General features: G+C 76.1%; 4 protein-coding genes. All 4 read right to left on the reverse strand.

Annotated elements, in window-relative coordinates; genetic code table 11:
• A partial coding sequence (locus tag KM933_RS36045) for a type I polyketide synthase (RefSeq protein WP_221360876.1) occupies positions 1–2,167 on the reverse strand: 2,167 nt, incomplete at its 3' end.
• Positions 2,168–2,266: 99 nt separating this feature from the next.
• A complete protein-coding gene (locus KM933_RS36050) occupies positions 2,267–18,865 on the reverse strand; it encodes an SDR family NAD(P)-dependent oxidoreductase (protein WP_430727417.1) in 16,599 nt (5,532 codons plus the stop codon).
• On the reverse strand, positions 18,787–19,302 hold the full coding sequence (locus KM933_RS40795) for a beta-ketoacyl synthase N-terminal-like domain-containing protein (protein ID WP_430727418.1): 516 nt from the start codon (positions 19,300–19,302) through the stop codon (positions 18,787–18,789). The genes KM933_RS36050 and KM933_RS40795 overlap by 79 nt, the downstream gene beginning before the upstream one ends.
• A 284-nt stretch (positions 19,303–19,586) precedes the next feature.
• Positions 19,587–23,818: SDR family NAD(P)-dependent oxidoreductase (locus tag KM933_RS36055; protein WP_221360878.1), on the reverse strand; the 4,232-nt coding region annotated here is incomplete at its 5' end.

The following is a 23,818-nucleotide window of genomic DNA, read 5'->3' on the forward strand; positions in this document are numbered from 1 at the left end:
CCACCTCGGTGGCCTCCACCGCCACCATCGCACCACCCTCGGGCAGCGCCTGCATCAGCTGACCACGCGCGGCGACCAGAGCGCACGCATCACCCAGCGAGAGCACCCCGGCGACATGGGCCGCAGCCACCTCACCGATGGAGTGCCCGGCCACGAACTCCGGCCGCACACCCCACGACTCCACCAGCCGGAACAACGCCACCTCGACGGCGAACAGACCCGCCTGCGCATATGCCGTGCCGTTGAGAACCGACTCGTCCTCACCCCACACCACATCCCGCAGCGAACGCTCCAGGTGCCCGTCCAACCCCGCGCACACCGCGTCGAAGGACTCCGCGAACACCGGGAAACGCGCATACAACTCACGCCCCATCCCCAACCGCTGCGAACCCTGACCCGAGAACAGGAACGCCGTGGAACCGCCGCGGACGCCGTCCTCCAGGACGGCGGGGTGGGGCTCGGCGGCGGCGAGGGCGGTGAGGGCCGCCTCGGCGGTCGCGGGGTCGGTGGCCAGGACCACCGCGCGGTGCGGGAGCGCGGCGCGGCTGGTGGCGAGGGAGAGGGCGATGTCGGCGGGGCGGGGCGCGGAGGCGCCGTCGCCGGTGTTCGGGATGGTCCCGAGGTGGGCCAGGAGCTTGGCGGCCTGGGCGCGCAGCGCGGTCTCCGAGCGGGCGGACAGGAGCCAGGGGGTGACGGCCGGGTCGGTCACGGCCGGGGTGCCGGCGGGCGCACCGCCCTCGGTGGGGGCGGTGTCGTCGGCGTCGCCGGTGCCGGAGGTCTCGGGAGTGGCCTGTTCCAGCAGGACGTGGGCGTTGGTGCCGCTGATGCCGAAGGCGGAGACGCCGGCCCGGCGGGGGTGCCCGGCCTCGGGCCAGTCGACGGCCTCGGTGAGGAGTTCGACGGAGCCGGTGCTCCAGTCGACGTGCGAGGTGGGGGTGTCGACGTGGAGGGTGGCGGGCAGCAGGCCGTGCCGCATCGCCATGACCATCTTGATGACGCCCGCCACGCCGGCGGCGGCCTGGGCGTGGCCGATGTTCGACTTGATGCCGCCCAGGCGCAGCGGACGGCCGTCGGGCCGGTTGCGCCCGTAGGTGGCGAGGAGGGCCTGGGCCTCGATGGGGTCGCCCAGGGTGGTGCCGGTGCCGTGTGCCTCGACGGCGTCCACCTGGTCGGGGGCGAGGCGGGCGTCGGCGAGGGCCGCCTCGATGACGCGTCGCTGGGAGGGGCCGTGGGGGGCCGTGAGGCGACTGCTGGCGCCGTCCTGGTTGACGGCGGAGCCGCGGACGACGGCGAGCACCGGGTGGCCGTTGCGGCGGGCGTCGGAGAGGCGTTCGACGAGGAGGACGCCGACGCCCTCGCCCCAGGAGGTGCCGTCGGCGGCTTCGGCGAAGGGCTTGCAGCGGCCGTCGGCGGCCAGGCCGCGCTGGCGGGAGAACTCGGTGAACAGCTCGGTGGTCGGCATCATGGCGACGCCGCCGGTGAGGGCCAGGGAGCACTCGCCGGAGCGCAGGGCGCGGACCGCCAGGTGCAGGGCGACCAGGGAGGAGGAGCAGGCGGTGTCGACGGTGACCGCCGGGCCCTCCAGGCCCAGGGTGTAGGAGATGCGGCCGGACAGGACGCTCATGGCGCCGCCGGTGAGGTTGTGGCCCTCGGTCTCCTCGGCGGTGCGGGCGAGGGAGCCGAAGTTGGTGTCGGCGCCGCCGACGAAGACGCCGGTGTCGGTGTTGCGGAGGGAGGCGGGACTGATGCGGGCGCGCTCGACGGCCTCCCAGGCGGTCTCCAGGAGGAGCCGCTGCTGGGGGTCCATGGCGAGGGCCTCGCGGGGGGCGATGCCGAACAGGTCGGCGTCGAAGTCGGCGGCGCCGTCGAGGAAGCCGCCCTCGCGGACGTAGCTCTTGCCGGGGGTGCCCGGGTCGGGGTCGTAGAGGGAGTCCAGGTCCCAGCCGCGGTCCTCGGGCAGCGGGCCGACGGCGTCGGTGCCCTCGGCGACCAGCCGCCACAGGTCCTCCGGGGAGCGGACGCCGCCGGGGAAGCGGCAGGCCATGCCGATGACGGCGATGGGCTCGCTCTCCCGTGCCTCGACAGACTCCAGCCGCTGCCGCGTGCGGCGCAGGTCTGCGGTGACCTTCTTGAGGTAGTCGCGGAGCTTGTCTTCGGAGCTTGCCATGGGGTGGATCCTCTGAGTTCGAGAAGGACGCGGTGGCCGGATCGGGGGCGGGGCTGTGTCCGCCGGTGCGCTCGTGGCGCGCGCCGGCGGATGCCGCGGCTAGGCGAGCCCTAGTTCGTTGTCGATCAGGTCGAACATCTCGTCGTCCGTGGAGGTGTCGAGGTCGGAGTCGTCGTCGCGCTCGGCGCCGTCCTGGGTGGAGTCGAGCTTCCACTGGAGGGCCTTGAGGCGCTGGGCCAGGTGGGCGCGGTCCTGGTCGTCGAGTTCGGCGCCGCCGACGGCGGCTTCGAGGACGGCCAGTTCCGCGAAGACGGGCTGCTCCGGTGCGCCGGTGTCCGTGCCCAGTTCGGTGCGCAGGTGCTGGACGAGGGCTGCCGGGTCCGGGTGGTCGAAGATCAGGGTGGTGGGCAGGGTCAGTCCGGTCTCGGCGTTGAGCCGGTTGCGGAGTTCGACCGCGGTCAGTGAGGACATGCCGAGGTCGAGGAAGCCGCGGCCCGCGTCGAGGGACTCGGCGGAGGCGTGGCCGAGGACGGCGGCGACGTGCCCGAGGACGATCCGGTGCAGCAGTGCCTGCTGCTGGGGTCCGTCGAGGCCGGCCAGTCGCTGCCGGAAGTCCGCCGGGCCGTCGCCGCCGGCGCCCGTACCGGTACCGGTGCCCGTACCGGAGGCGGCGGTACGGCGGGTCGCCGGGCGGGCGAGGGCGCGCAGCAGCGGGGGTGCCTCGTCGGCCCGCAGGGCGCGGGCGTCGAGCCGTACCGGAACCAGCTGCGCGGTGTCCAGGAGGGTGGCCGTGTCGAGGAGGCCGAGGCCCTGGTCGGCGGTCAGGGGACGGATGCCGGAGCGGGCCAGACGGGCCAGGTCGGCGTCGCCGAGGGCTCCGGTGAGTGCGCTGCGGTCCTCCCAGAAGCCCCAGGCGAGGGAGTGCGCGGTGAGGCCGCGGGCGCGCCGGTACTGGGCGAGGGCGTCCAGGAAGGCGTTGGCCGCGGCGTAGTTGGCCTGGCCGGGCCCGCCGGCGACACCGGAGTAGGAGGAGAACAGCACGAACGCGGAGAGCTTGGTGTCCCGGGTGAGTTCGTGCAGGTGCCAGGCGGCGTCCGCCTTGGGCCGCAGGACGTGGTCCACACGGTCCGCCGTGAGGGTGTCCAGCAGTCCGTCGTCGAGGACTCCCGCCGCGTGGACGACCGCGGTCAGGGGGTGTTCGGCCGGTACGGCGCCGAGGACGCGGGCCAGCTGCCCGCGGTCGGCGGCGTCGCAGGCGACGATCTCGGTCTCGGCCCCGAGCGCGGCGAGTTCCTCGCGCAGGGCGTCCGCGCCGGGGGCGTCGGGTCCGCGGCGGCCGGTGAGCAGCAGGTGCCGTACGCCGTGGCGGGTGACCAGGTGGCGGGCGACGAGGGCGCCGAGGACGCCGGTGCCGCCGGTGACCAGGACGGTGCCGGAGCCGGTGCCGTCGCCCCAGGGGGCGGTGGTGGCGGGTCCGGGGGCGCCGTCGGGGTGGTCGGCGCGGACCAGGCGCGGCACGGTGACGGTGCCCGCCCGTACCGCGAACTGGTTCTCGCCGCTGTCCGCCGCCACGGTCACGGCGGCGATCAGGGCGTCGGCCGAGAGGTCCGGACTGCCCGGTGCGACCGGTGCGGCCGGTGCGGCCGGTGCGGCCGGGTCGAGGTCGGCGAGGAGGAAGCGTCCGGGGTGTTCGGTCTGCGCGGAGCGCAGCAGGCCCCAGGCGGTGGCGTCGGCGAGGCCGGGGACGGTGTCGTCCGGGCCGGTGGCGACGGCGCCCTCGGTGACGACGAGGAGCCGGGTGCCGGTGTGGCGGGGGTCGCGCAGCCAGTCGGTGGCCAGGGCGAGGGCGCGCCGCGCGGAGGTGTGCGCGGCGGCGGCCGGGTCGCCGCCGCTGCCGTGACCGGCCCCGTGGCCGGTCCCGTGACCGGTGCCTTGTCCTGTCCCGTGGCCGGTGTCGTGGCTGTGGGCGGTGACGACCAGGGCGGGCTGTTCGGCCTCGCCGCTGTCGAGGGCCGCGGTGAGGGCCGCGAGGTCGGCGTGGACCTGGACGGTGGCGCCGGCCCGCTCCAGGGCGGCGGTGAGCCGTCCGGGGGTGCCGAGGACCGCCCAGGGACCGATGTGTTCCGGCGCCCCGTCGCGGGTGCCGTCGGTCCACGGGGTCCAGGTGACGCGGTGCAGGGCGTCGGGGCCGGGGGCCGTCGGGAGCCGGTCCGGGCCGGCCGGCCGGGTCGTGGCGGTGCCGGTGAGGACGGGGGCGCCGGTGGTGTCGTGGGCGTCGACCGTCCAGTCGCCGTCGCCGCCGGAGGTCAGCCGGATCCGGAGCCGGGTGGCGCCGGTGGCGTGCACGGTGACGTCCCGCCAGGCTGCGGGCAGGACCGGTACGCCGGTGTCCCCGGTCGTCGCGGCCAGGGCGAGCACGTCCTGCAGGAGCGCCGGGTGGACGCGGAAGCGGGCGGCGTCGGCGTGGGCGCTCGCGGGCAGCTCGACGTCGGCCACGACCGTGCCGCCGGAGCGCCGCAGGGCCCGTACCGCGTGGAACGGGGCGTCCAGGTCGAGCCCGGCGCGGTGCAGCAGGTCGTACGCCTCGTCGATGTCGGCGGTGTCGGCGGTGTCGGCGGTGTCGGCGGTGTCGGGCGCGTCGGCGGGCTGCCGGGTGTCCTGTCCCGCCGGGGCGGGCGCGGCGGGCCGTGCGGCGAGGACACCGGTGGCGTTACGGGTCCAGGGGGCACCGTCGCCCGTACCGGTGTCGGTGCCGGTGCCGGTGCCGGGGGCCAGGATGCGGGAGTGGACGGTGAAGGCACGACCGGCGGTGTCCCCCGCGGTCGTACCCGCCGCCGAACCCGCGCTTTCTCCCGGCCCGCTGTCCGCGGAGACGGTGAGCTGGATCTCGACGCGGCCCCGGTCGGGGACGACGACCGGTGCGTGCTCGTCGAGTTCCGCGACGTGGGGCAGGCCGGTCTCGTCGCCTGCCCGTACCGCCCAGTCGAGCAGCGCGGTGGCGGGGACGACGGCGGTGCCGTGCGTGCGGTGGGCGTCCAGCCAGGGCTGGGCGGCGAGGGAGAGCGAACCACTGAGGACGGCCCCGCCGTCGGCGAGCCGCACCGCGGTGTCGAGGCCGGCCGGGTCGGCCTGGGCCCCGGTCGCGTCCAGCCAGTACCGCTCGCGCTGGAAGGCGTAGGTCGGCAGGTCGACGGGGCGTCCCTGGGCGACGGCGGGCCGCCAGTCGACGGGCACCCCGGCCACGTGGGCGGCGGCGAGCGCGGTCAGGACGCGGGTGGCGCCGCCGTCGTCGCGGCGCAGCGAGCCGAGGACGACGGCTTCGGCTCCGGCGGAGGCGGCGGTGTCCTCGATGCCGACGGTGAGCACCGGGTGCGGGCTGCACTCGACGAACACGTCGTGGCCCTGGGCGAGGAGGGCCCGCAGGGAGTCCTCCAGGCGGACGGTGCCGCGCAGGTTGCGGTGCCAGTAGGCGGCGTCGAGGCCGGTGCCGGGCTGCCAGTCGGCGGTGACGGTGGAGAAGAACGGGATGTCGCCGTCGCGGGCTTCGACGCCGGCCAGGGCGGCGGGCAGGCTCTCGGCGAGCCGGTCGACGTGCGCCGAGTGGGAGGCGTAGTCGACGGGGACGCGGCGGGCGCGCACCTCCTGCTCCTCGCAGGCGGCGAGGAGGGTGTCGAGGCCGTCGGGGTCGCCGGACACCACCACGGAGGAGGGTCCGTTGACGGCGGCGACGCAGACGCCGGGCAGGTCGGTGAGGAGGGCGGTCACCTGCTCGTGCGGGGCGGCGACGGCCACCATGCCGCCGTGCCCGGACAGTTCGCGGGCGATGGCGAGGCTGCGCACGGCGACGACCTCGGCGGCGTCGGCGAGGGAGAGCGCTCCGCTGACGGCCGCCGCGGCGATCTCTCCCTGGGAGTGGCCGAGGACGGCGGCGGGCTTGAGGCCGTGGGCGCGCCACACCTCGGCGAGGGCGACCATCACGGCCCACAGGGCGGGCTGGGCGACGTCGACCCGGTCGAGCGAGGGGGCGCCTTCGGAGCGGCGCAGCACCTCGGTGAGCGACCAGTCGACGTGCGGGGCGAGGGCGGTCTCGCAGGCCGCGATGCGGTCGGCGAAGACCGGGGAGGCGTCGAGGAGTTCGGCGCCCATGCCCTCCCACTGGGTGCCCTGGCCGGGGAAGACCAGGACGACCCGGCGGTCGCGGCCGGCGCCCCGGCCGCCGCTGACGACGGACGCGGAGGGGCTGCCGTCGGCGAGGGAGGCCAGGCCGGCGCGGAAGTCCCCCATGGCGGTGCCGACGACGACCGCCCTCTTCTCCAGCAGGGCGCGGCGGGTCACCAGGGAGTGGGCGACGTCGGCCGGTGCGAGCGCGGGGTGGGCGTCCAGGTGCGCCAGGAGCGCCTTGGCCTGGCCGCGCAGGGCCGCCTCGCTGCGGGCGGACAGGATCCAGGGCCGGGGCGCGGTCCCCTCGGTGAGGGCGGACGTACCGTCGGCCTCCGGAGCGTCCTGGACGGCAGGGGTGTCCTGGACGGCAGGGGCGTCGGCCGGGGCCTCCTCCAGGATGACGTGGGCGTTGGTGCCGCTGATGCCGAAGGAGGAGACCGCGGCCCGGCGGGGGTGCCCGGCCTCGGGCCAGTCGACGGCCTCGGTCAGCAGCCGGACGCCGTCGCCGGCCCAGTCCACGTGCGGGGTGGGCGCGTCGATGTGCAGGCTCCTGGGCAGCGTCCCGTGCCGCAGCGCGAGCACCATCTTCATCACACCGGCGACGCCCGCGGCGGCCTGGGTGTGGCCCAGGTTGGACTTGACGGAGCCGAGCAGCAGCGGGTGGGCGCCGTCCCGGCCCTGGCCGTACGTGGCCAGCAGGGCCTGGGCCTCGATGGGGTCGCCGAGCCGGGTGCCGGTGCCGTGCGCCTCGACGGCGTCGACCTCGCGGGCGTCGACGCCCGCGTCGGCGAGGGCCTGGCGGATGACGCGCTGCTGGGCGGGGCCGTTGGGGGCGCTGAGGCCGTTGCTCGCGCCGTCCTGGTTGACGGCGGAGCCACGGATCAGGGCCAGCACCTGGTGGCCGTTGCGGCGGGCGTCGGAGAGCCGCTCGACCAGGATCAGGCCGACGCCCTCGGAGAAGCCGGTGCCGTCGGCCGCGGCGGCGAAGGGCTTGCAGCGGCCGTCGGCGGCCAGGCCGCGCTGGCGGGAGAAGTCCACGATGATCTCGGGCGAGGACATCACGGTGACGCCGCCGGCCAGGGCCATGGTGCACTCGCCGCGCCGCAGTGCCTGGAGCGCCATGTGCAGGGCGACCAGGGAGGAGGAGCAGGCGGTGTCGACGGTGACGGCCGGGCCCTCCAGGCCCAGGGTGTAGGCGACGCGGCCGGAGACGATGCTGTTGGCGTTGCCGTTGTTGACGTACCCGGCGATCTCGTCGGGGACGCGGGCCACGCGCTTGAGGTAGTCGCTGGAGGACAGGCCCGCGAAGACGCCGGTACGGCTGCCGCGTACGGAACGGGGGTCGATGCCGGCCCGTTCGAAGACCTCCCAGGAGGTCTCCAGGAGGAGCCGCTGCTGCGGGTCCATGGCCAGGGCCTCGCGCGGGGAGATGCCGAAGAAGTCGGCGTCGAAGTCGGCCACGTCGTGCAGGAAGCCGCCCTCGCGGGTGCGGGAGCTGCCCTCGTGCTCGGGTACGGCGTCGTAGAGCCGGTCGAGGTCCCAGCCGCGGTCGCCGGGGAAGGGCGCGATGGCATCGGCGCCGTCGGCGAGCAGGCGCCACAGGTCCTCGGGGGACCGGACGCCGCCGGGCAGACGGCAGGCCATGCCGACGACGGCGAAGACCTCGTCGTCGCCGTGCGCGGCGGGGGCCGGTGCGGGGGCGGCGGGCATCGCGGCCGGGATGCCGTCGGAGAGTTCGCCGTCCAGGAAGGCGGCGAGTTCCTCGACGGTCGGGTGGTCGAAGACGAGGGTGGCGGGCAGCCGCAGTCCGGTGGCGCCGTTCAGCCGGTTGCGCAGTTCGACGGCGGTCAGCGAGTCGAAGCCGAGGTCGCGGAAGGCACGGCCGGCGTGCAGCTGGTCCGGGTCGGCGTGGCCGAGGACGGCCGCCGCGTGGGTGCCGACCAGGTCGCGCAGGGCGCCGAGCCGGTCGTCGGCGGACAGACCCGCCAGGCGCAGCCGCAGTCCGTCGGTGCCGGTGGCGGCGCCCGCGTCGGCGGTGCGCCGGACCGGGCCCCGGTACAGGGAGCGCAGCAGGTGCGGGATCTCGCCGCCGGAGGCGCGCAGCTGTCCGGTGTCCAGACGGACCGGCACGAGGTGTGGGCGCTGCTCGGCGAGGGCGGCGTCGAAGAGGGCCGTGCCGTCGGCGGCGGACAGCGGCAGGACGCCGGAGCGGCGCACCCGGGCGAGGTCGGTGTCGTCGAGGTGGCCGGTCAGGGAGCTGGTGTCGGCCCACAGTCCCCAGGACAGGGAGGTGGTGGGCAGGCCCTCGGCGCGGCGCCGGTGGGCGAGCGCGTCGAGGTAGGTGTTGGCGGCGGCGTAGTTGGCCTGTCCGGCGTTGCCGAAGACGCCGGCGCCCGCGGAGAACAGCACCAGGTCCGCGAGGTCGAGGTCGCGGGTGAGGCGGTCCAGGTGGCGGGCGGCGTCGGCCTTCGGGGCCAGGACGGTGCGCAGCCGGTCGGGGGTGAGGGACTCCAGGACGCCGTCGTCGAGGACGCCGGCGGCGTGCACGACCGCGGTGAGCGGGTGCTCGGCGGGCACGGCGGCGAGGACCGCGGCGAGCGCGTCGGCGTCGGCGGCGTCGCAGGCGGCGAGGGTGACGCGGGCGCCCAGTTCCTCCAGTTCGGTGCGGAGTGCGGCGGCGCCCGGGGTGTCGGCGCCGCGGCGGCCGGTGAGGACCAGGTGCCGCATGCCGTGCCGGGTGACGAGGTGGCGGGCCAGGATGCCGCCGAGGACGCCCGCGCCGCCGGTGATCAGGACGGTGCCCTCGGGGTCCCAGGCGCGCGGCAGGGTGAGGACGATCTTGCCGTAGTGCTTGGCCTGCGCCATGTGGCGGAATGCCTCGCGGGAGTGGCGTACGTCCCAGGTGACGGTGGGCAGCGGGCGCAGGGCGCCGGAGGCGAAGAGGTCCGTCAGGTCGCGGAACATCTCCTGGATGCGGTCCTCGCCCGCCTCGCGGAGTTCGTACGCCTGGTAGAGGGCGACGGCCGGGTGGTCGCGGACGACCTGTTCGGGGTCGCGGACGTCGGTCTTGCCCATCTCGACGAGGCGTCCGCCGGGGGCGAGGAGCCGCAGTGAGGCGTCGACGAACTCGCCGGCCAGGGAGTTGAGGACGACGTCGACGCCGCGGCCCCCGCCGGCGGTGCGGAAGCGGTCCTCGAAGTCGAGGGTGCGGGAGGAGGCGAGGTGGCCGTCGTCCCAGCCGTCGGCGCGCAGCAGGGTGCGCTTGTGGTCGCCCGCGGTGCCGTACACCTCGGCGCCCCAGTGGCGGGCGAGCTGGACGGCGGCCATGCCGACGCCGCCGGCCGCGGCGTGCACGAGGACGGACTCCCCGGCTTCGAGGCGGGCGAGGTCGCGCAGGCCGTAGTAGGCGGTGAGGAAGGCGACGGGGACGGAGGCGGCCTGGGTCCAGGTCCAGCCGTCGGGCACGGGGGCGACCATGCGGGCGTCGGCCACGGCGTGGGTGGCGAAGCCGCCCGAGACCAGGCCCATGACGCGGTCGCCGGGGGCGAGGTCCGTGACGCCCTCGCCGACGGCGGTGACCACGCCGGCGGCCTCGGCGCCCAGGAGGACGGCGGGGCCGGGGTACATGCCGAGGGTGTTGAGCACGTCGCGGAAGTTGAGTCCGGCGGCCCGCACCTCGATCAGCACCTGTCCGGCGGCCGGCTCGTCCGTGATCCCGGGGCAGGCGACGAGGTCGAGCTGGTCGACGGAACCCTTCTGCGGGATGTCCAGGCGCCAGGCTTCGGCGCCGGACGGCACGGTGAGGACGTCGGCGGTGCGGGGCCGGGCCAGGCGCGGGGCGTACAGGTCGCCCTGGCGGACGGCGAGCTGCGGTTCGCCGGTGGCGAGCGCGCCGGGCAGGGCCTGCCAGGAGTCGTCGTGGACGTCGAGGTCGACGAGGACGAGGCGGCCGGGGTGCTGGGACTGGGCGGAGCGCACCAGACCCCAGACGGCGGCGCCGGGCAGGTCGTGGGCGGGGTCGCCGGACCCGGTGGCGACGGCGCCGCGGGTGACGACGACCAGCGGGGTGCCGTCGGTGCGGTCGTCCGCGAGCCAGCCCTGGACGGTGGCGAGCACGTCGTCGAGGACGGCGTCGGGGACGTCCTGGGCGTCCGCGTCCTGAGTGTCCGCGTCCTGAGTGTCCGCGTCCTGGGTGTCCGCGTCCTGGGCGTCCACCGCCGCCGGGCCTCCGGCGAACAGCAGCACGGCGTCCGGGAGCCGTCCGGCGGCGTCGCCGTGCCCGGTCAGCTCGGCGAGGGTGCCGAAGGCGGGCAGCGGGGTGCCGCCGCCGGGCGCGTCGACCGGAGCGTCCGGCGTGCCGAGGACGGCGAGGCCGGTGACGGTGGGTACGGCGGCGGGCGGGGTGACGGGGACCCAGTCGAGGCGGAACAGCCAGTCGCGGGCGGCGCGGGCCGACGGGTCGAGGGTCTCGGCGGCGACCTCGCGCACGGCGAGGGACCCGATGACGGCGACCGGCGCCCCGGTCGGGTCGGTCATGTGGACGGTGACGGCGTCCTGGCCGGCCGGTGAGACCCGCACCCGCAGCGCGGTGGCGCCGGCGGCGTGCAGCGACACCCCGGACCAGGCGAACGGCACGACCACGCGGTCGTCGCCGCCCGGGGCGAGGTGGGCCGCGTGCAGGGCGGCGTCGAGGAGCGCGGGGTGGATGCCGAACCGTCCGGCGTCGCCGCGGACCTGCTCGGGCAGGACGACCTCGGCGAACATGTCGTCGCCGCGGTTCCAGGTGGCGCGGACGCCCTGGAAGACGGGCCCGAACTCGTAGCCGCGGCCCGCGAGGAGGTCGTAGAAGCCCTCGGCGGCGACGGCGGTGGCACCGCGCGGCGGCCACACGGTGAAGTCCTCGGGCCGGTCCACGGCGGGCTCGCCGGGCCGGCCGAGGGTGCCCTGGGCGCGCAGCGTCCACAGGTCCTCGGCGTGGCCGTCGGACCCGGCGGACCGGGTGTGGACGGTGACGGGGCGGCGGCCGGACGCGTCGGGCTCGCCGACCGCGATCTGCACCTGGACCTCGCCCCGCTCCTGGAGGACGACGGGGGCCTGGAGGGTGAGTTCGTCGACCTGGCCGCAGCCGAGGGCGTCACCGGCGCGGATCACGGACTCCACGAGCGCGGTGCCGGGCACGATGACGGTGCCGGACACGGCGTGGTCGGCGAGCCAGGGGTGGGTGCGCAGCGACCAGCGCGCGGTGGCCACCAGGCCGTCGCCGCCGGCCAGTTCGACGGAGGCGCCGAGCATCGGGTGGTCGGGCGAGTCGAGACCGGCGGAGGTCACGTCCCCGCCGAGGTCGGCGAAGCGCGGCCAGTAGTGCTGCCGCTGGAAGGCGTACGTGGGGAGGTCGACGCGGCGGGGCCGGGTGCCCTCGTAGTACGTGGCCCAGTCGACGCCGGCGCCCAGTGCCCACGCCTCGCCCAGGGAGAGGGCGAAGCGCTCCGGGCCACCCTCGTCGCGGCGCAGCGTGCCGACCACACCGGCGTGCGCGCCCGCGTCCTCGATGGTCTCCTGCACCCCGGTCGCGACGACCGGGTGCGCGCTCACCTCGACGAAGACGTGGAAGCCGTCGGCCAGCAGCGCACGCGTCGCCGCCTCGAACTCCACCGTCCCGCGCAGGTTGCGGTACCAGTAGCCGCCGTCCAGTCCGGCGGTGTCGATCACCGCCCCGGAGACGGTGGAGTAGAACGGCACCGCGCAGGACCGTCCGGCGACCGGGGCCAGCAGTTCCGCGAGCTCCTCCTCGATCCGCTCGACGTGCGCCGAGTGCGAGGCGTAGTCCACGGCCACCCTGCGCGCCCGGACACCGGCCTGCCCGCACCGGGCCAGGAACTCGTCCAGGGCGTCGGCGTCGCCGGAGACGACGACCGACGACGGCCCGTTGACGGCGGCGACGCCGATCCGGCCGTCGAAGCCGTCCAGCAGGGCGCGCACCTCCGCCACGCCCCGCGCGACCGACACCATGCCGCCCAGCCCGGACAGTGCGCGCAGCGCACGCGACCGCAGCGCCACCACCCGCGCGCCGTCCTGCAGCGACAGCCCACCGGCCACCACCGCGGCGGCGATCTCACCCTGCGAGTGCCCCAGCACCGCGGCGGGCTCCACGCCCCGGGACCGCCACACCTCGGCGAGGGACACCATCACCGCCCACAGCGCGGGCTGGACGACGTCGACGCGCTCCAGCGACGCCGCACCCTCCGTGCCCTTCAGGACGTCCGGCAGCGACCAGTCGACGAACGGCTCCAGCGCCGCCGCGCACTCCGCGATCCGCGACGCGAACACCGGTGAGGACGCCAGGAGTTCGACCGCCATGCCGGCCCACTGCGAACCCTGGCCCGGGAAGACGAACACCACACCGCCCGGGCCCTCGCCCGCGACGCCCTCCACCACCCGGGCGGAGGGCTCACCGGCCGCCAGGGCGTCCAGCCCCGCGAGCAGTTCCCCGGTGTCCCGGCCGACGACCACGGCGCGGTGGTCCATGGCCACGCGGGTGGTCACCAGCGAGTGCGCCACGTCCAGCACCGGCGCGTCCGAGGAGCGCACGGCGGCGGCCAGTCGCGCGGCCTGCTCGCCCAGGGCCTCACGGGACCTGGCCGACAGCATCCACGGCCACCAGCCGTCCTCGGCGGCCGGCACCGTCCCCTCGGCCGGCGCCGCCTCCCCGGCCGGCTCCGGGTCGGGCGCCGGGGCCTCCTCCAGGATGAGGTGGCCGTTGGTGCCGCTGATGCCGAAGGAGGAGACGCCCGCGCGACGGGGGCGGCCGGTCTCCGGCCAGGGCGTGGCCTCGGTGGTGAGGCGGACGGCGCCGCTCGACCAGTCGACGACGGGGGTCGGGTTGGTGATGTGCAGGCTCCTGGGCAGGGTGCCGTGCCGCATCGCCAGGATCATCTTCATCATGCCGGCGACGCCGGCGGCGGCCTGGGTGTGGCCGATGTTCGACTTCAGCGAGCCCAGCAGGAGGGGCTGTCCGGGGTCGCGGTCCTGGCCGTAGGTGGCGAGGATCGCCTGGGCCTCGATGGGGTCGCCCAGCGGGGTGCCGGTGCCGTGCGCCTCGACCACGTCGACCTCGGCGGGCGTCAGGCCCGCGTTGGCCAGGGCCTGGCGGATGACGCGCTGCTGGGAGGGGCCGTTGGGGGCGGTCAGGCCGTTGGAGGCGCCGTCCTGGTTGAGGGCGGAGCCGCGGACCACGGCCAGCACGGGGTGACCGTTGCGGCGGGCGTCCGACAGCCGCTCCAGGAGCACCAGGCCGACGCCCTCGGCGAAGCCCATGCCGTCCGCGCCCTCGGCGAATGCCTTGCAGCGGCCGTCGGCGGCCAGCCCGCGCTGCCGGGAGAACTCCACGTACGGCTCGGGGGTGGACATGACGGTGACGCCGCCGGCCAGCGCCATGGTGCACTCGCCGGTGCGCAGCGACTGGAGTGCCAGGTGCAGGGCGACCATGGAGGAGGAGCAGCCGGTGTCCATGGTGACGGCGGGGCCCTCGAAGCCGTACGTGTAGGACAGGCGGCCGGAGGCGATGCTGGAGGCGTTGCCGGTCATCAGGTGGCCGGCGAGCTGCTCCTGGGCGGCGGCGCCGCCGAGCCGGACCTGGTAGTCGGTGGTGATGCTGCCGACGAAGACGCCGGTGGCGCTGTTGCGCAGGGTCCCCGGGTCGATGCCGGCGCGTTCGAAGGTCTCCCAGGAGGTCTCCAGGAGGAGGCGCTGCTGCGGGTCCATCGCGAGGGCCTCGCGCGGGGAGATCCCGAAGAACGCCGGGTCGAATCCCGCGACGTCCTGGATGAAGCCGCCCTCGCGGCTGTACGTGGTGCCGTGCCGCTCGGGGTCCGGGTCGTACAGGGCGTCGAGGTCCCAGCCGCGGTCCTCGGGCGGCGTGGACACGGCGTCCAGCTCGGCCGCCATGAGGTCCCACAGCTCCTCGGGCGTGGTGACCCCGCCCGGGAAGCGGCAGGCCATCGCGACGACGGCCATCGGCTCGTCGGTGACACCGGCGGGGACCACGGCGAGCGCGGCGGCGGGGCGGTCGTCGCCGAGCAGCAGGGACCGCAGGTGCGCGGCGACCGCGGTGGTGTTCGGGTAGTCGAAGAGCAGGGTGGTGGGGAGCTTGACGTCGGTGGCGGTGGTGATCCGGTTGCGGACCTCCACGGCGGTCAGCGAGTCGAAGCCCAGGTCCTTGAACGCGCGGTGGACGTCGACCGCGTCGGGCGAGGAGTAGCGCAGGGCGGTGGCGACCTCGGCCCGGACCAGGTCGGTGAGCAGGCGGTCCTGCTCGGCGGGCGCGAGTCCGCGCAGCCGGTCGCGCAGGGCGTGGGTGTCGGGCGCCGCGGCGGCGGCCGCCTCCAGGGCGCGGCGGACCTCCGGCAGGTCCCCGACCAGCGGGCTGGGCCGGGCCGCCGTCATGACGGCGGCGTACGAGCGCCAGTCCACGTCGACGACGGTGGCGTGCGGGGCGCCTTCGGCGACGGCGGCGCGCAGCGCGGCGACGGCGGTCTCCGGGGCCATGGGGGCCAGGCCGTCGTGGCTCATCCGGTCGGTGAGCACGTCCGCGGTCGCCATGCCGGCGTCGGCCCACGGGCCCCAGGCCACGGAGGTGACGGGCAGGCCCCCGGCGCGCCGCTGCTCGGCGACGGCGTCCAGGTAGGCGTTGGCGGCGGCGTAGTTGGCCTGTCCGGCGTTGCCGAGGACGCCGACGATCGACGAGAACAGCACGAACATGGTGACCGGGTGGTCGCGGGTCAGCTCGTGCAGGTGGGCGGTGCCGGCGGTCTTCGGGCGCAGGACGGCCTCGAAGCGGTCCAGGGTGAGGGAGTCGAGGACACCGTCGTCGAGGACACCGGCGGCGTGCACGACGCCGGTGAGGGGCAGTCCGGCGGGGAGGCCGTCCAGGAGGCGGGCGAGCTGGTCGCGGTCCGCGACGTCGCAGTCGGCGACGGTGACCCGGGTGCCGAGGGCGGTCAGCTCCTCCACCAGTTCGGGCACGCCGGGCGCGTCCGGGCCGCGGCGGCTGGTGAGGACCAGGTGCCGGGCGCCGGAGGCGGCCAGCGAGCGGGCCACGTGGGCGCCGAGCGCGCCGGTGCCGCCGGTGATCAGGACGGTGTCGTGCGCGCCCCAGCCGCCGATCCCGTCGTCGTCACCGGACCGGACGGCGGTGTCCGCGGAGGTGGGGGTGTCCGTGGGGCCGGCGGTGCCCGCGACGCCGTCCTCCGCGGCCTCCGGGGCGCCCTCGAAGTCCGCGGTCACCGGACCGTCGGTGACCGCGGACGGCTCGGGGAGCGGCATACGGGCCAGCCGGCGGGCGTACGCGCCGGAGGGCCGTACGGCGATCTGGTCCTCGTCGCCGCCGAGGAGGGCGGCCAGCCGGGCGAGGGTCCGGGCGTCGGGCTCGACGGGCAGATCGGCCAGGCCGCCCCAGGTGTCGGGCAGTTCGAGGGCGACGGCGCGGCCGAAACCCCAGGTCTCGGCCTGCACGGGCGAGGTCAGCGGGTCACGGCTGTCGACCGAGACGGCGCCGCGGGTCAGTGCCCACACCCGGGCCCCGGTGCCGGAGAGGGCGTGCACCAGGTCCTTGGCGGCGGCGAGGCCGCGCGGCACGGCGGGGTGGTCGGGGTGGGGGCGCTCGTCGAGCGCGAGCAGCGACAGCACCCCGGCGGGCTCGTCGCGCCCGGCGTCCGGACCGTCGCCCGTGCCCTGGGCGAGCAGGGCGGCGAGGGCGGCGGTGTCCTCGTCGCCGGTGAGGTCGTGGCGCTCGACCCGCAGGCCGCGGGCGGTGAGGGCGCCGAGCACGTCGGCCACCCACGGGTCGTCGGCGTGCCCCGCGGGGACGAGGGCCGGCCAGCGGCCGGCCGGGACGGTGCCGTCGGCACCGGTCAGGGTGGTCCAGGAGACGCGGTAGCGCCAGCCGTCCAGGGTCGAGCGCAGGGTACGGCGACGGCGCCATGAGGCGAGTGCGGGCAGCAGGGTGCCGAATGCCTCCACGTCGTCGCCGGTGACCTCCAGGACGGCGGAGAGCCGGGTGATGTCACCGCTCTCGACGGCCGACCAGAAGTCGCCGTCGGCGGCGTCCCCGGTGGACACGGCGGCGGCCGACTCGGCGGGCGTCAGCCAGTACCACTCACGGCGGAAGGGGTAGGTGGGCAGGTCGACGCGGCGCGGCCGGACGCCCTCGTGGTACGTGCCGTAGCAGGTGTCCCAGTCGACGCCGGCGCCCAGCGCCCACGCCTCGCCCAGGGAGAGGGCGAGCCGCTCCAGGCCGCCCTCGTCGCGGCGCAGGGTGCCCACCACTCCGGCGCGCACCCCGGCGTCCTCGATGGTCTCCTGCACCCCGGTGGCCACCACCGGATGCGCGCTGACCTCCACGAACACCTGGAAGCCGTCCGCCAGCAGCGCACGCGTGGCCGCCTCGAACTCCACCGTCCCGCGCAGGTTGCGGTACCAGTACGAGCCGTCCAGCCCTTCGGTGTCGATCGGCTCGCCCGAGACCGTCGAGTAGAACGGCACCCCGCACGAGCGCGGCGTCACCGGGGCCAGCAGCCGCGCCAGCTCCTCCTCGATGCGCTCCACGTGCACCGAGTGCGAGGCGTAGTCCACCGCGACCCGGCGGGCCCGTACCCCGGCCTCGTCGCACGCGGTCACGAACTCGTCGAGGGCGTCCGCGTCCCCGGACACCACCACCGACGACGGGCCGTTGACCGCCGCCACACCGATGCGGCCCTCGTAGCCCGCCAGCAGTTCGCGGACCTCGTCCGCACCGCGCGCCACCGACACCATGCCGCCCAGCCCCGACAGCGCGCGCAGCGCCTGCGAACGCAGCGCCACCACCCGCGCGCCGTCCTCCAGCGACAGGCCGCCCGCCACCACCGCGGCGGCGATCTCGCCCTGTGAGTGCCCCACGACAGCGGCGGGCTCCACGCCCTGTGAACGCCACACCTCGGCCAGCGAGACCATCACCGCCCACAGCGCGGGCTGGACGACGTCCACGCGCTCCAGCGACGCCGCCCCCTCGGCACCGTTGAGGACGTCCGGCAGGGACCAGTCGACGAACGGGGCGAGAGCCTCCGCGCACTCGGTGACACGGGAAGCGAACACCGGGCTCGTGGCGAGGAGTTCGACCGCCATGCCGGTCCACTGCGAGCCCTGCCCGGGGAAGACGAAGGCCACGCCCCCCGAGCCCTCGCCGGCGACACCCTCCACCACCCGGGCGGAGGGCTCGCCGGCTGCCAGGGCGTCCAGTCCCGCGAGCAGTTCCCCGGTGTCCCGGCCGACGACCGCCGCGCGGTGGTCCATCGCCACGCGCGTCACCGCCAGCGAATGCGCCACGTCCAGCACGGGCGCACCGGACCGGCGCACCGTCTCCGCCAGCCGCGCGGCCTGCTCCCCCACCGCCGCACGCGACTTGCCCGACACCACCCACGGCAGCCACGACGGGGCAGCCGGAGTCTCCGCGCCGGAGGTCCCGGGGGTGTCCTCGGCCGGGGCCTGCTCCAGCACCAGGTGGGCGTTGGTGCCGCTGACGCCGAAGGAGGACACGGCGGCGCGGCGCGGACGGCCGGTCTCCGGCCAGGGGGTGTGCTCGGTGAGCAGTTCGACGCCGCCGTCCGCCCAGTCGGCGTGCGGGGTGGGCGCGTCGATGTGGAGGCTCTTGGGCAGGGTGCCGTGCCGCATGGCCTGCACCATCTTGATGACGCCGGCGACGCCGGACGCGGCCTGGGTGTGACCGGTGTTCGACTTCAGCGAGCCCAGCAGCAGCGGGTGCCCGTCCCCGCGGTCGCGGCCGTAGGTGGCGAGCAGGGCCTGTGCCTCGATGGGGTCGCCGAGGGTCGTGCCGGTGCCGTGCGCCTCCACCACGTCGACCTCGGCGGAGGTGAGGCCGGAGTCGATGAGGGCCTGGCGGATGAGGCGCTGCTGGGAGGGCCCGTTGGGGGCGGTGAGGCCGTTGCTGGCGCCGTCCTGGTTGATGGCGGAGCCGCGGATCACGGCGAGGACGGGGTGGCCGTTGCGGCGGGCGTCGGACAGCCGCTCCAGCAGGATCAGGCCGACGCCCTCCGACCAGGCGGTCCCGTCGGCGGCTGCGGCGAATGCCTTGCAGCGGCCGTCGGCGGCCAGCCCGCGCTGCCGGGAGAACTCGGTGAACATCTTCGGTGTCGACATGACCGTGGCACCGCCGGCGAGCGCCAGGGAGCACTCCCCCTGGCGCAGGGACCGCACGGCCAGGTGCAGCGCCACGAGCGAGGACGAGCAGGCGGTGTCGACCGTGACGGCGGGACCCTCGAAGCCGTACGTGTAGGACAGGCGGCCGGAGGCGACGGCGACCGTGTTGCCGGTGAGGAGGTGTCCGGCGACCTCTTCCTGTCGTCCGCGGGAGGCGCCGTCGTAGTCGCCGTGGCCGGTGCCGACGAAGACGCCGGTGGTGCTGCCGGTCAGGGTGTCGGGCACGATCCCGCCGCGTTCCAGGGCCTCCCAGGAGGTCTCCAGGAGGAGGCGCTGCTGCGGGTCCATCGCGAGGGCCTCGCGCGGGGAGATCCCGAAGAAGGCCGGGTCGAACTCGCCGGCCTCGTGCAGGAAGCCGCCCTCGCGCGCGTAGGTGGTGCCGTGGTGGGCGGGGTCGNGGCCGGGTCGAACTCGCCGGCCTCGTGCAGGAAGCCGCCCTCGCGCGCGTAGGTGGTGCCGTGGTGGGCGGGGTCGGGGTGGAACAGGTGGTCGAGGTCCCAGCCGCGGTTGGCGGGGAACGCCGAGATGGCGTCCACGCCGTCCCTGGCCAGCTCCCACAGGTCCTCCGGAGAGCGCACGCCGCCGGGGTAGCGGCAGGCCATGGCGACGACGGCGACGGGCTCGCGGTCCCGGTTCTCGGCCTCGCTGAGCTGCTGCCGGGCCTCTTGGAGGTCCGCCACGGCGCGCTTGAGGTACGCGCGGAGCTTGTCCTCGTTCGACGACATCAGGTGCCCACCTCTCCATGGGAATCCGGAATGACCGACAACGCACACACGTAGAACGCGGAGAGCGGCGGTTTCCGGATTCCACGCCCCGATCCTGCTGGTGAATGCCGGCGGGCGCGGGGCCCGTCCGGCATGTCCGGTCCGGGTCGATGGTCCGGCCCGGTCCGGGAGCCAGTCTGACCGTCATGGACTGCGGGTTTCCCTAAAGGATGAAGAGGGGAGCCGGAAGGCCCCGGCCCCGTGGCTGTCCACGGGGCCGGGGCCTTGCGGGTGTGGAGCGGACGTCAGCCGACCACGGCGGTGGCGGCGCCGGCGGCGGCCGTGGCGGTCTCCGGACCGGTGCCCGTGGCGGTCTCCAGAGCGGTGAGCCACTCCTCCATGATGTCGGCCGCGGGGCCGGAGTCCTCGCGGATGAGGGAGAGGTGGTCGGCGTCCAGGGGGCGGACGGCGGCGCCGGGCACGACCGGTTCGTGCAGGTGCTCGGGGTCGGGGGCGGGGACGCCCTCGATGAGCGCCCGGGTGCACTTGATCTCCAGGACGGGTGCGGTGGTGGGGTGCACGTCGAGGGCGTTGAGCAGCACCATCCAGCGGCCCATGGCGGACAGCCGGGAGTTGGTGAGGCGCACCGGGGAGTCGTCCACGGCGGTGAAGTTGAACTTCATCATGCCGTTGTAGTCGACGCCCTCGTCACTGTTGTGCTGGATGCTGAGGGTGTCGAGGAGGACGACCGCTTCGGGGCGGATGCCCCACGTGCTCTCCAGGACGCCGGCCGCCGCGTAGGCGAGGGAGCCGCCCGAGGAGTGGCCGACGAGGACGAAGGGCTTGCCGTCGGCGGCCTGGAGGGTGCTCTCGGCGATGACGCGGGCGGCCGCCTCGGGGTGGGCGGGCAGGGCCTCGCCGGTGTTGAAGCCGACGAGGGGCAGGGCGGCGACGTCCCGCCTGCCGCGGAAGTGGCCGGAGAGGGTGGCGTACTGGTGGACGCCGCCGTTGGCGGTGGGTGCGCTGACGCAGACCAGCCGGGACGGGGCGGGGCCCTCGGCGAGGGTCACCGGCCAGGGCAGGTCCTCCAGTTCGGCGGTGACCTCGAAGGAGGGGCGCAGCGCGGCGACGGTGGCCAGCATGCGCTGGGCCTCCCGGAGCTTGCCCTGGGCGAGGCCGTCGAGGAAGAGGCGTTCCATCGAGTCGTTCTCGGCGGGCCCCCGGCCGGCGCCGCCCTGCGGGGCGGCGGCGCCCTGGGCGCCGAGTTCGGTGCGCAGCCAGGCGGTGAGACCGCTCGGGGAGCCGCTGTCGTAGACGATGCTCGCGGGGAGCTGGAGCCCGGTGGCCTCGCTGAGCCTGCGGCGCAGTTCGATGCCGATCAGGGAGTCGAAGCCGAGTTCGAGGAAGCCGCGGTCGGGGTCGACGTCGGAGACGTCGGTGTGGCCGAGGAGTTCCGCGGAGCAGGTGAGGACGAGGTCCAGCAGCGCGGTCTCCTGCTCGGCGGGGCCGAGGGAGCCGAAGGTCTCGCGGAAGGACGCCGGTTCGACGGCACGGGCCGGTGCGGCGGCGGAGGCGCTGCGGCGGGGGGCCCGGACCAGGCCGCGCATGAGCGGCGGTACGTCCTCGGCGCGCACGATGCCGGGAGGCGTCGCCAGGGCGGTGGCGACCACCAGGGGTTCGCCGAGTCCCAGGGCGGTGTCGAGGAGTTCCAGGGCCCGGTGGACGGGCAGGGTGTCGACGCCGCTGGAGCGGATGCGCTGCCGGCCGGCCTCGGTGAGGAGGTCGCCCGCCATGCCGTCGTCGACGCCCCAGGCGCCCCAGGCGACGGACAGGGCGGGCAGGCCCTGGGCGGCGCGGTGCTGGGCGAGGGTGTCGAGGAACTGGTTGGCGGCGACGTAGTTGGCCTGTCCGGCGCGGGCGGTGACGCCCGAGATGGAGGAGTAGAGGACGAAGGCGTCGAGGTCGAGGTCGCGGGTCAGCTCGTGCAGGTGCCAGGCCGCGTCCGTCTTGGGCCGCAGGACGGCGGCGAGGCGTTCGGGGGTGAGCGAGGTGACCACGGCGTCGTCCAGGACGCCCGCCGTGTGCACGACGCCGGTGAGGGGGTGCTCGGCGGGGACGGTGTCGAGCAGCGCGGCCAGGGCGTCGCGGTCGGCGACGTCGCAGGCGGCGAGGGTGACGTGGGCGCCGAGCTCCTCCAGTTCGGCGCGCAGGGCGTCCGCGCCCGGGGCGTCCGGACCGCGCCGGCCCACCAGCAGGAGCCGGGTGACGCCGTGCCGGGTGACGAGGTGGCGGGCGGTGACGGCGCCGAGGGTGCCGGTGCCGCCGGTGACGAGGACGGTGCCGCCGCGGGCGCCGCCGAAGACGTCGGGGTGCCCGGGTCCGTCCGGGTCACCGGACGGGGGCAGCGGGGCGAGGCGTCCGACGAGGACCTGTCCGTCGCGCACGGCGTTCTGGGGTTCGTCGGCGGCCAGGACGTCGTCCAGGGGCAGCGGGGCGCCGGGTTCCAGGTCGACGAGGGTGAGGACACCGGGTTGCTCGGTCTGGGCGGTGCGGGCCAGGCCCCACACCGCGGCGGCGGCGGGGTCGGGGGCCGGGTCCCCCGGCCGGGCGGCCACCGCGGCGCGGGCGACGAGGACGAGCCGGGAGCCGGCGGGCCGCGGGGCGCCCAGCCACTCCTGGAGGAGGGCGAGGGCCGCGCGGGTGCCTTCATGGGTGGCGGTGACCGGATCGTCGCCGCCACCGGCGACGGGCACCAGGACCAGGGTGCCGTCCTCGGTGACCTCGGAGAGCGAGGCGAGGGTGGTGCCGGTGCCGAACGGATCGGTGCCGAGGGCGACGCGGGGGCCGGTGGCGGCGGGCGCGGGGCCCGGCTCGGCGGGGACCCAGTCCAGCCGGAGCAGAGAGGCGCGGTCGGCGGCGCCGGGGCCGAGGAGGCGGGCGGCCGACGAGGGCCGCAGGGCCAGGGACTCGACGGACAGGACGGGCCGGCCGGCGGTGTCGGCGGCCGCGATGGAGACGGTGTCCTCGCCGGCCTTGACGAGGTGCACCCGCAGCCGGGCGGCGCCGGAGGCGTGCAGGGTGACGCCGGACCAGGAGAACGGGAGGAGCCCCTGGTCGGCGTCCTTGAGGTCGACGTACTCCACCGCGTGCAGGGCGGCGGTGAGCAGGGCGGGGTGCAGTCCGAAGAGGGCGGCGTCGTCGGCGCGGCCGGGCAGTTCCAGTTCGGCGAAGACCTCGTCGCCGCGTGTCCAGGCGGCGCTCAGTCCCTGGAAGGCGGGTCCGTACTCGGTGCGCTCGTAGAAGCCGGTGAGGTCGACGGGTTCGGCGTCGGCGGGCGGCCAGGAACCGGCGTCGAAGGGGACGGAGTGCTCGCCGGGGACCAGGACGCCGGTGGCGTGCTGGGTCCAGGGCTCGTCGTCGGCGGCGTCCACGGGCCGGGAGTGGATGCCGAGCGGGCGTCCGCCGGAGGCGTCGGGGGTTCCCACCCGGACCTGGACGGCGACGGAGCCCTTCGGGTCGAGGGCGAGGGGGGTGGTGAGGAGGAGTTCCTGCACGCGGCCGCAGCCGGCCTGGTCGCCCGCGCGGACGGCGAGCTCCAGGAAGCCGGTGGCGGGGAAGAGGACCAGGCCGCCCATGGTGTGGTCGGCCAGCCACGGGTGCGTGCGCAGGCCGACGCGCCCGGTGAGCAGGACGCCCTCGGAGCCGGCGAGGGAGACCGCGGCACCGAGGAGCGGGTGCTCGGCCGGGGTGAGGCCGGCGCCGGTGATGTCCGCGGCGTGGGCCAGGGGGCGGGGCCAGTAACGGCGGTGCTGCCAGGCGTAGGTGGGCAGGTCGGTGCGGCGGGCGCCGGTGCCCTCGAACCAGGCGGCCCAGTCGACGCGTACACCGGCGACGTGCAGTTCGGCGAGGCCGGCCAGCAGGGCGTGCTGCTCCGGCCGGCGGGCCCGCAGGGCGGGCGCCGCGACGGTGTCCGTGGCGCCGTCGCGGGCATCGAGGGTCTGCCGCGCGAGGGCGGTCAGGACGCCGCCGGGGCCGACCTCCAGGAAGGCGTCGGCTCCGGCGTCGGCCAGGGCGCGCACCCCGTCGGCGAAGCGGACGGTCGCGCGGACGTGCTCCACCCAGTAGTCGGGGCTGCTCAGCTGTCCGGGCTCCGCGACAGCACCCGTCACGTTGGAGACGACCGGGATGCGCGGCTCCGTGTACGCCAGGGTCCGCGCGACCTCGCGGAAGGCGTCGAGCATCGGCTCCATCAGCGCCGAGTGGAAGGCGTGGCTGACGGACAGCCGCTGCGTCTTGCGGCCCTCGGCCACGAACTCGGCCGCCAGCGCCGTCACCTCGGCCTCGGGACCCGCGACCACCACGGAATCCGGACCGTTGACCGCGGCCACCGACGACCCTTCCGTCAGCCGCGGGGCGACCTCGGCCTCGGTCGCCTGGACAGCCACCATCGCGCCCCCGGCGGGCAGTTCCTGCATCAGCTGGGCGCGGGCGGCCACCAGCGTGCAGGCGTCCTCCAGCGAGAACACCCCCGCCACGT

The organism is Streptomyces beigongshangae (assembly GCF_019710745.1).
GTDB classification, from domain to species: domain Bacteria; phylum Actinomycetota; class Actinomycetes; order Streptomycetales; family Streptomycetaceae; genus Streptomyces; species Streptomyces beigongshangae.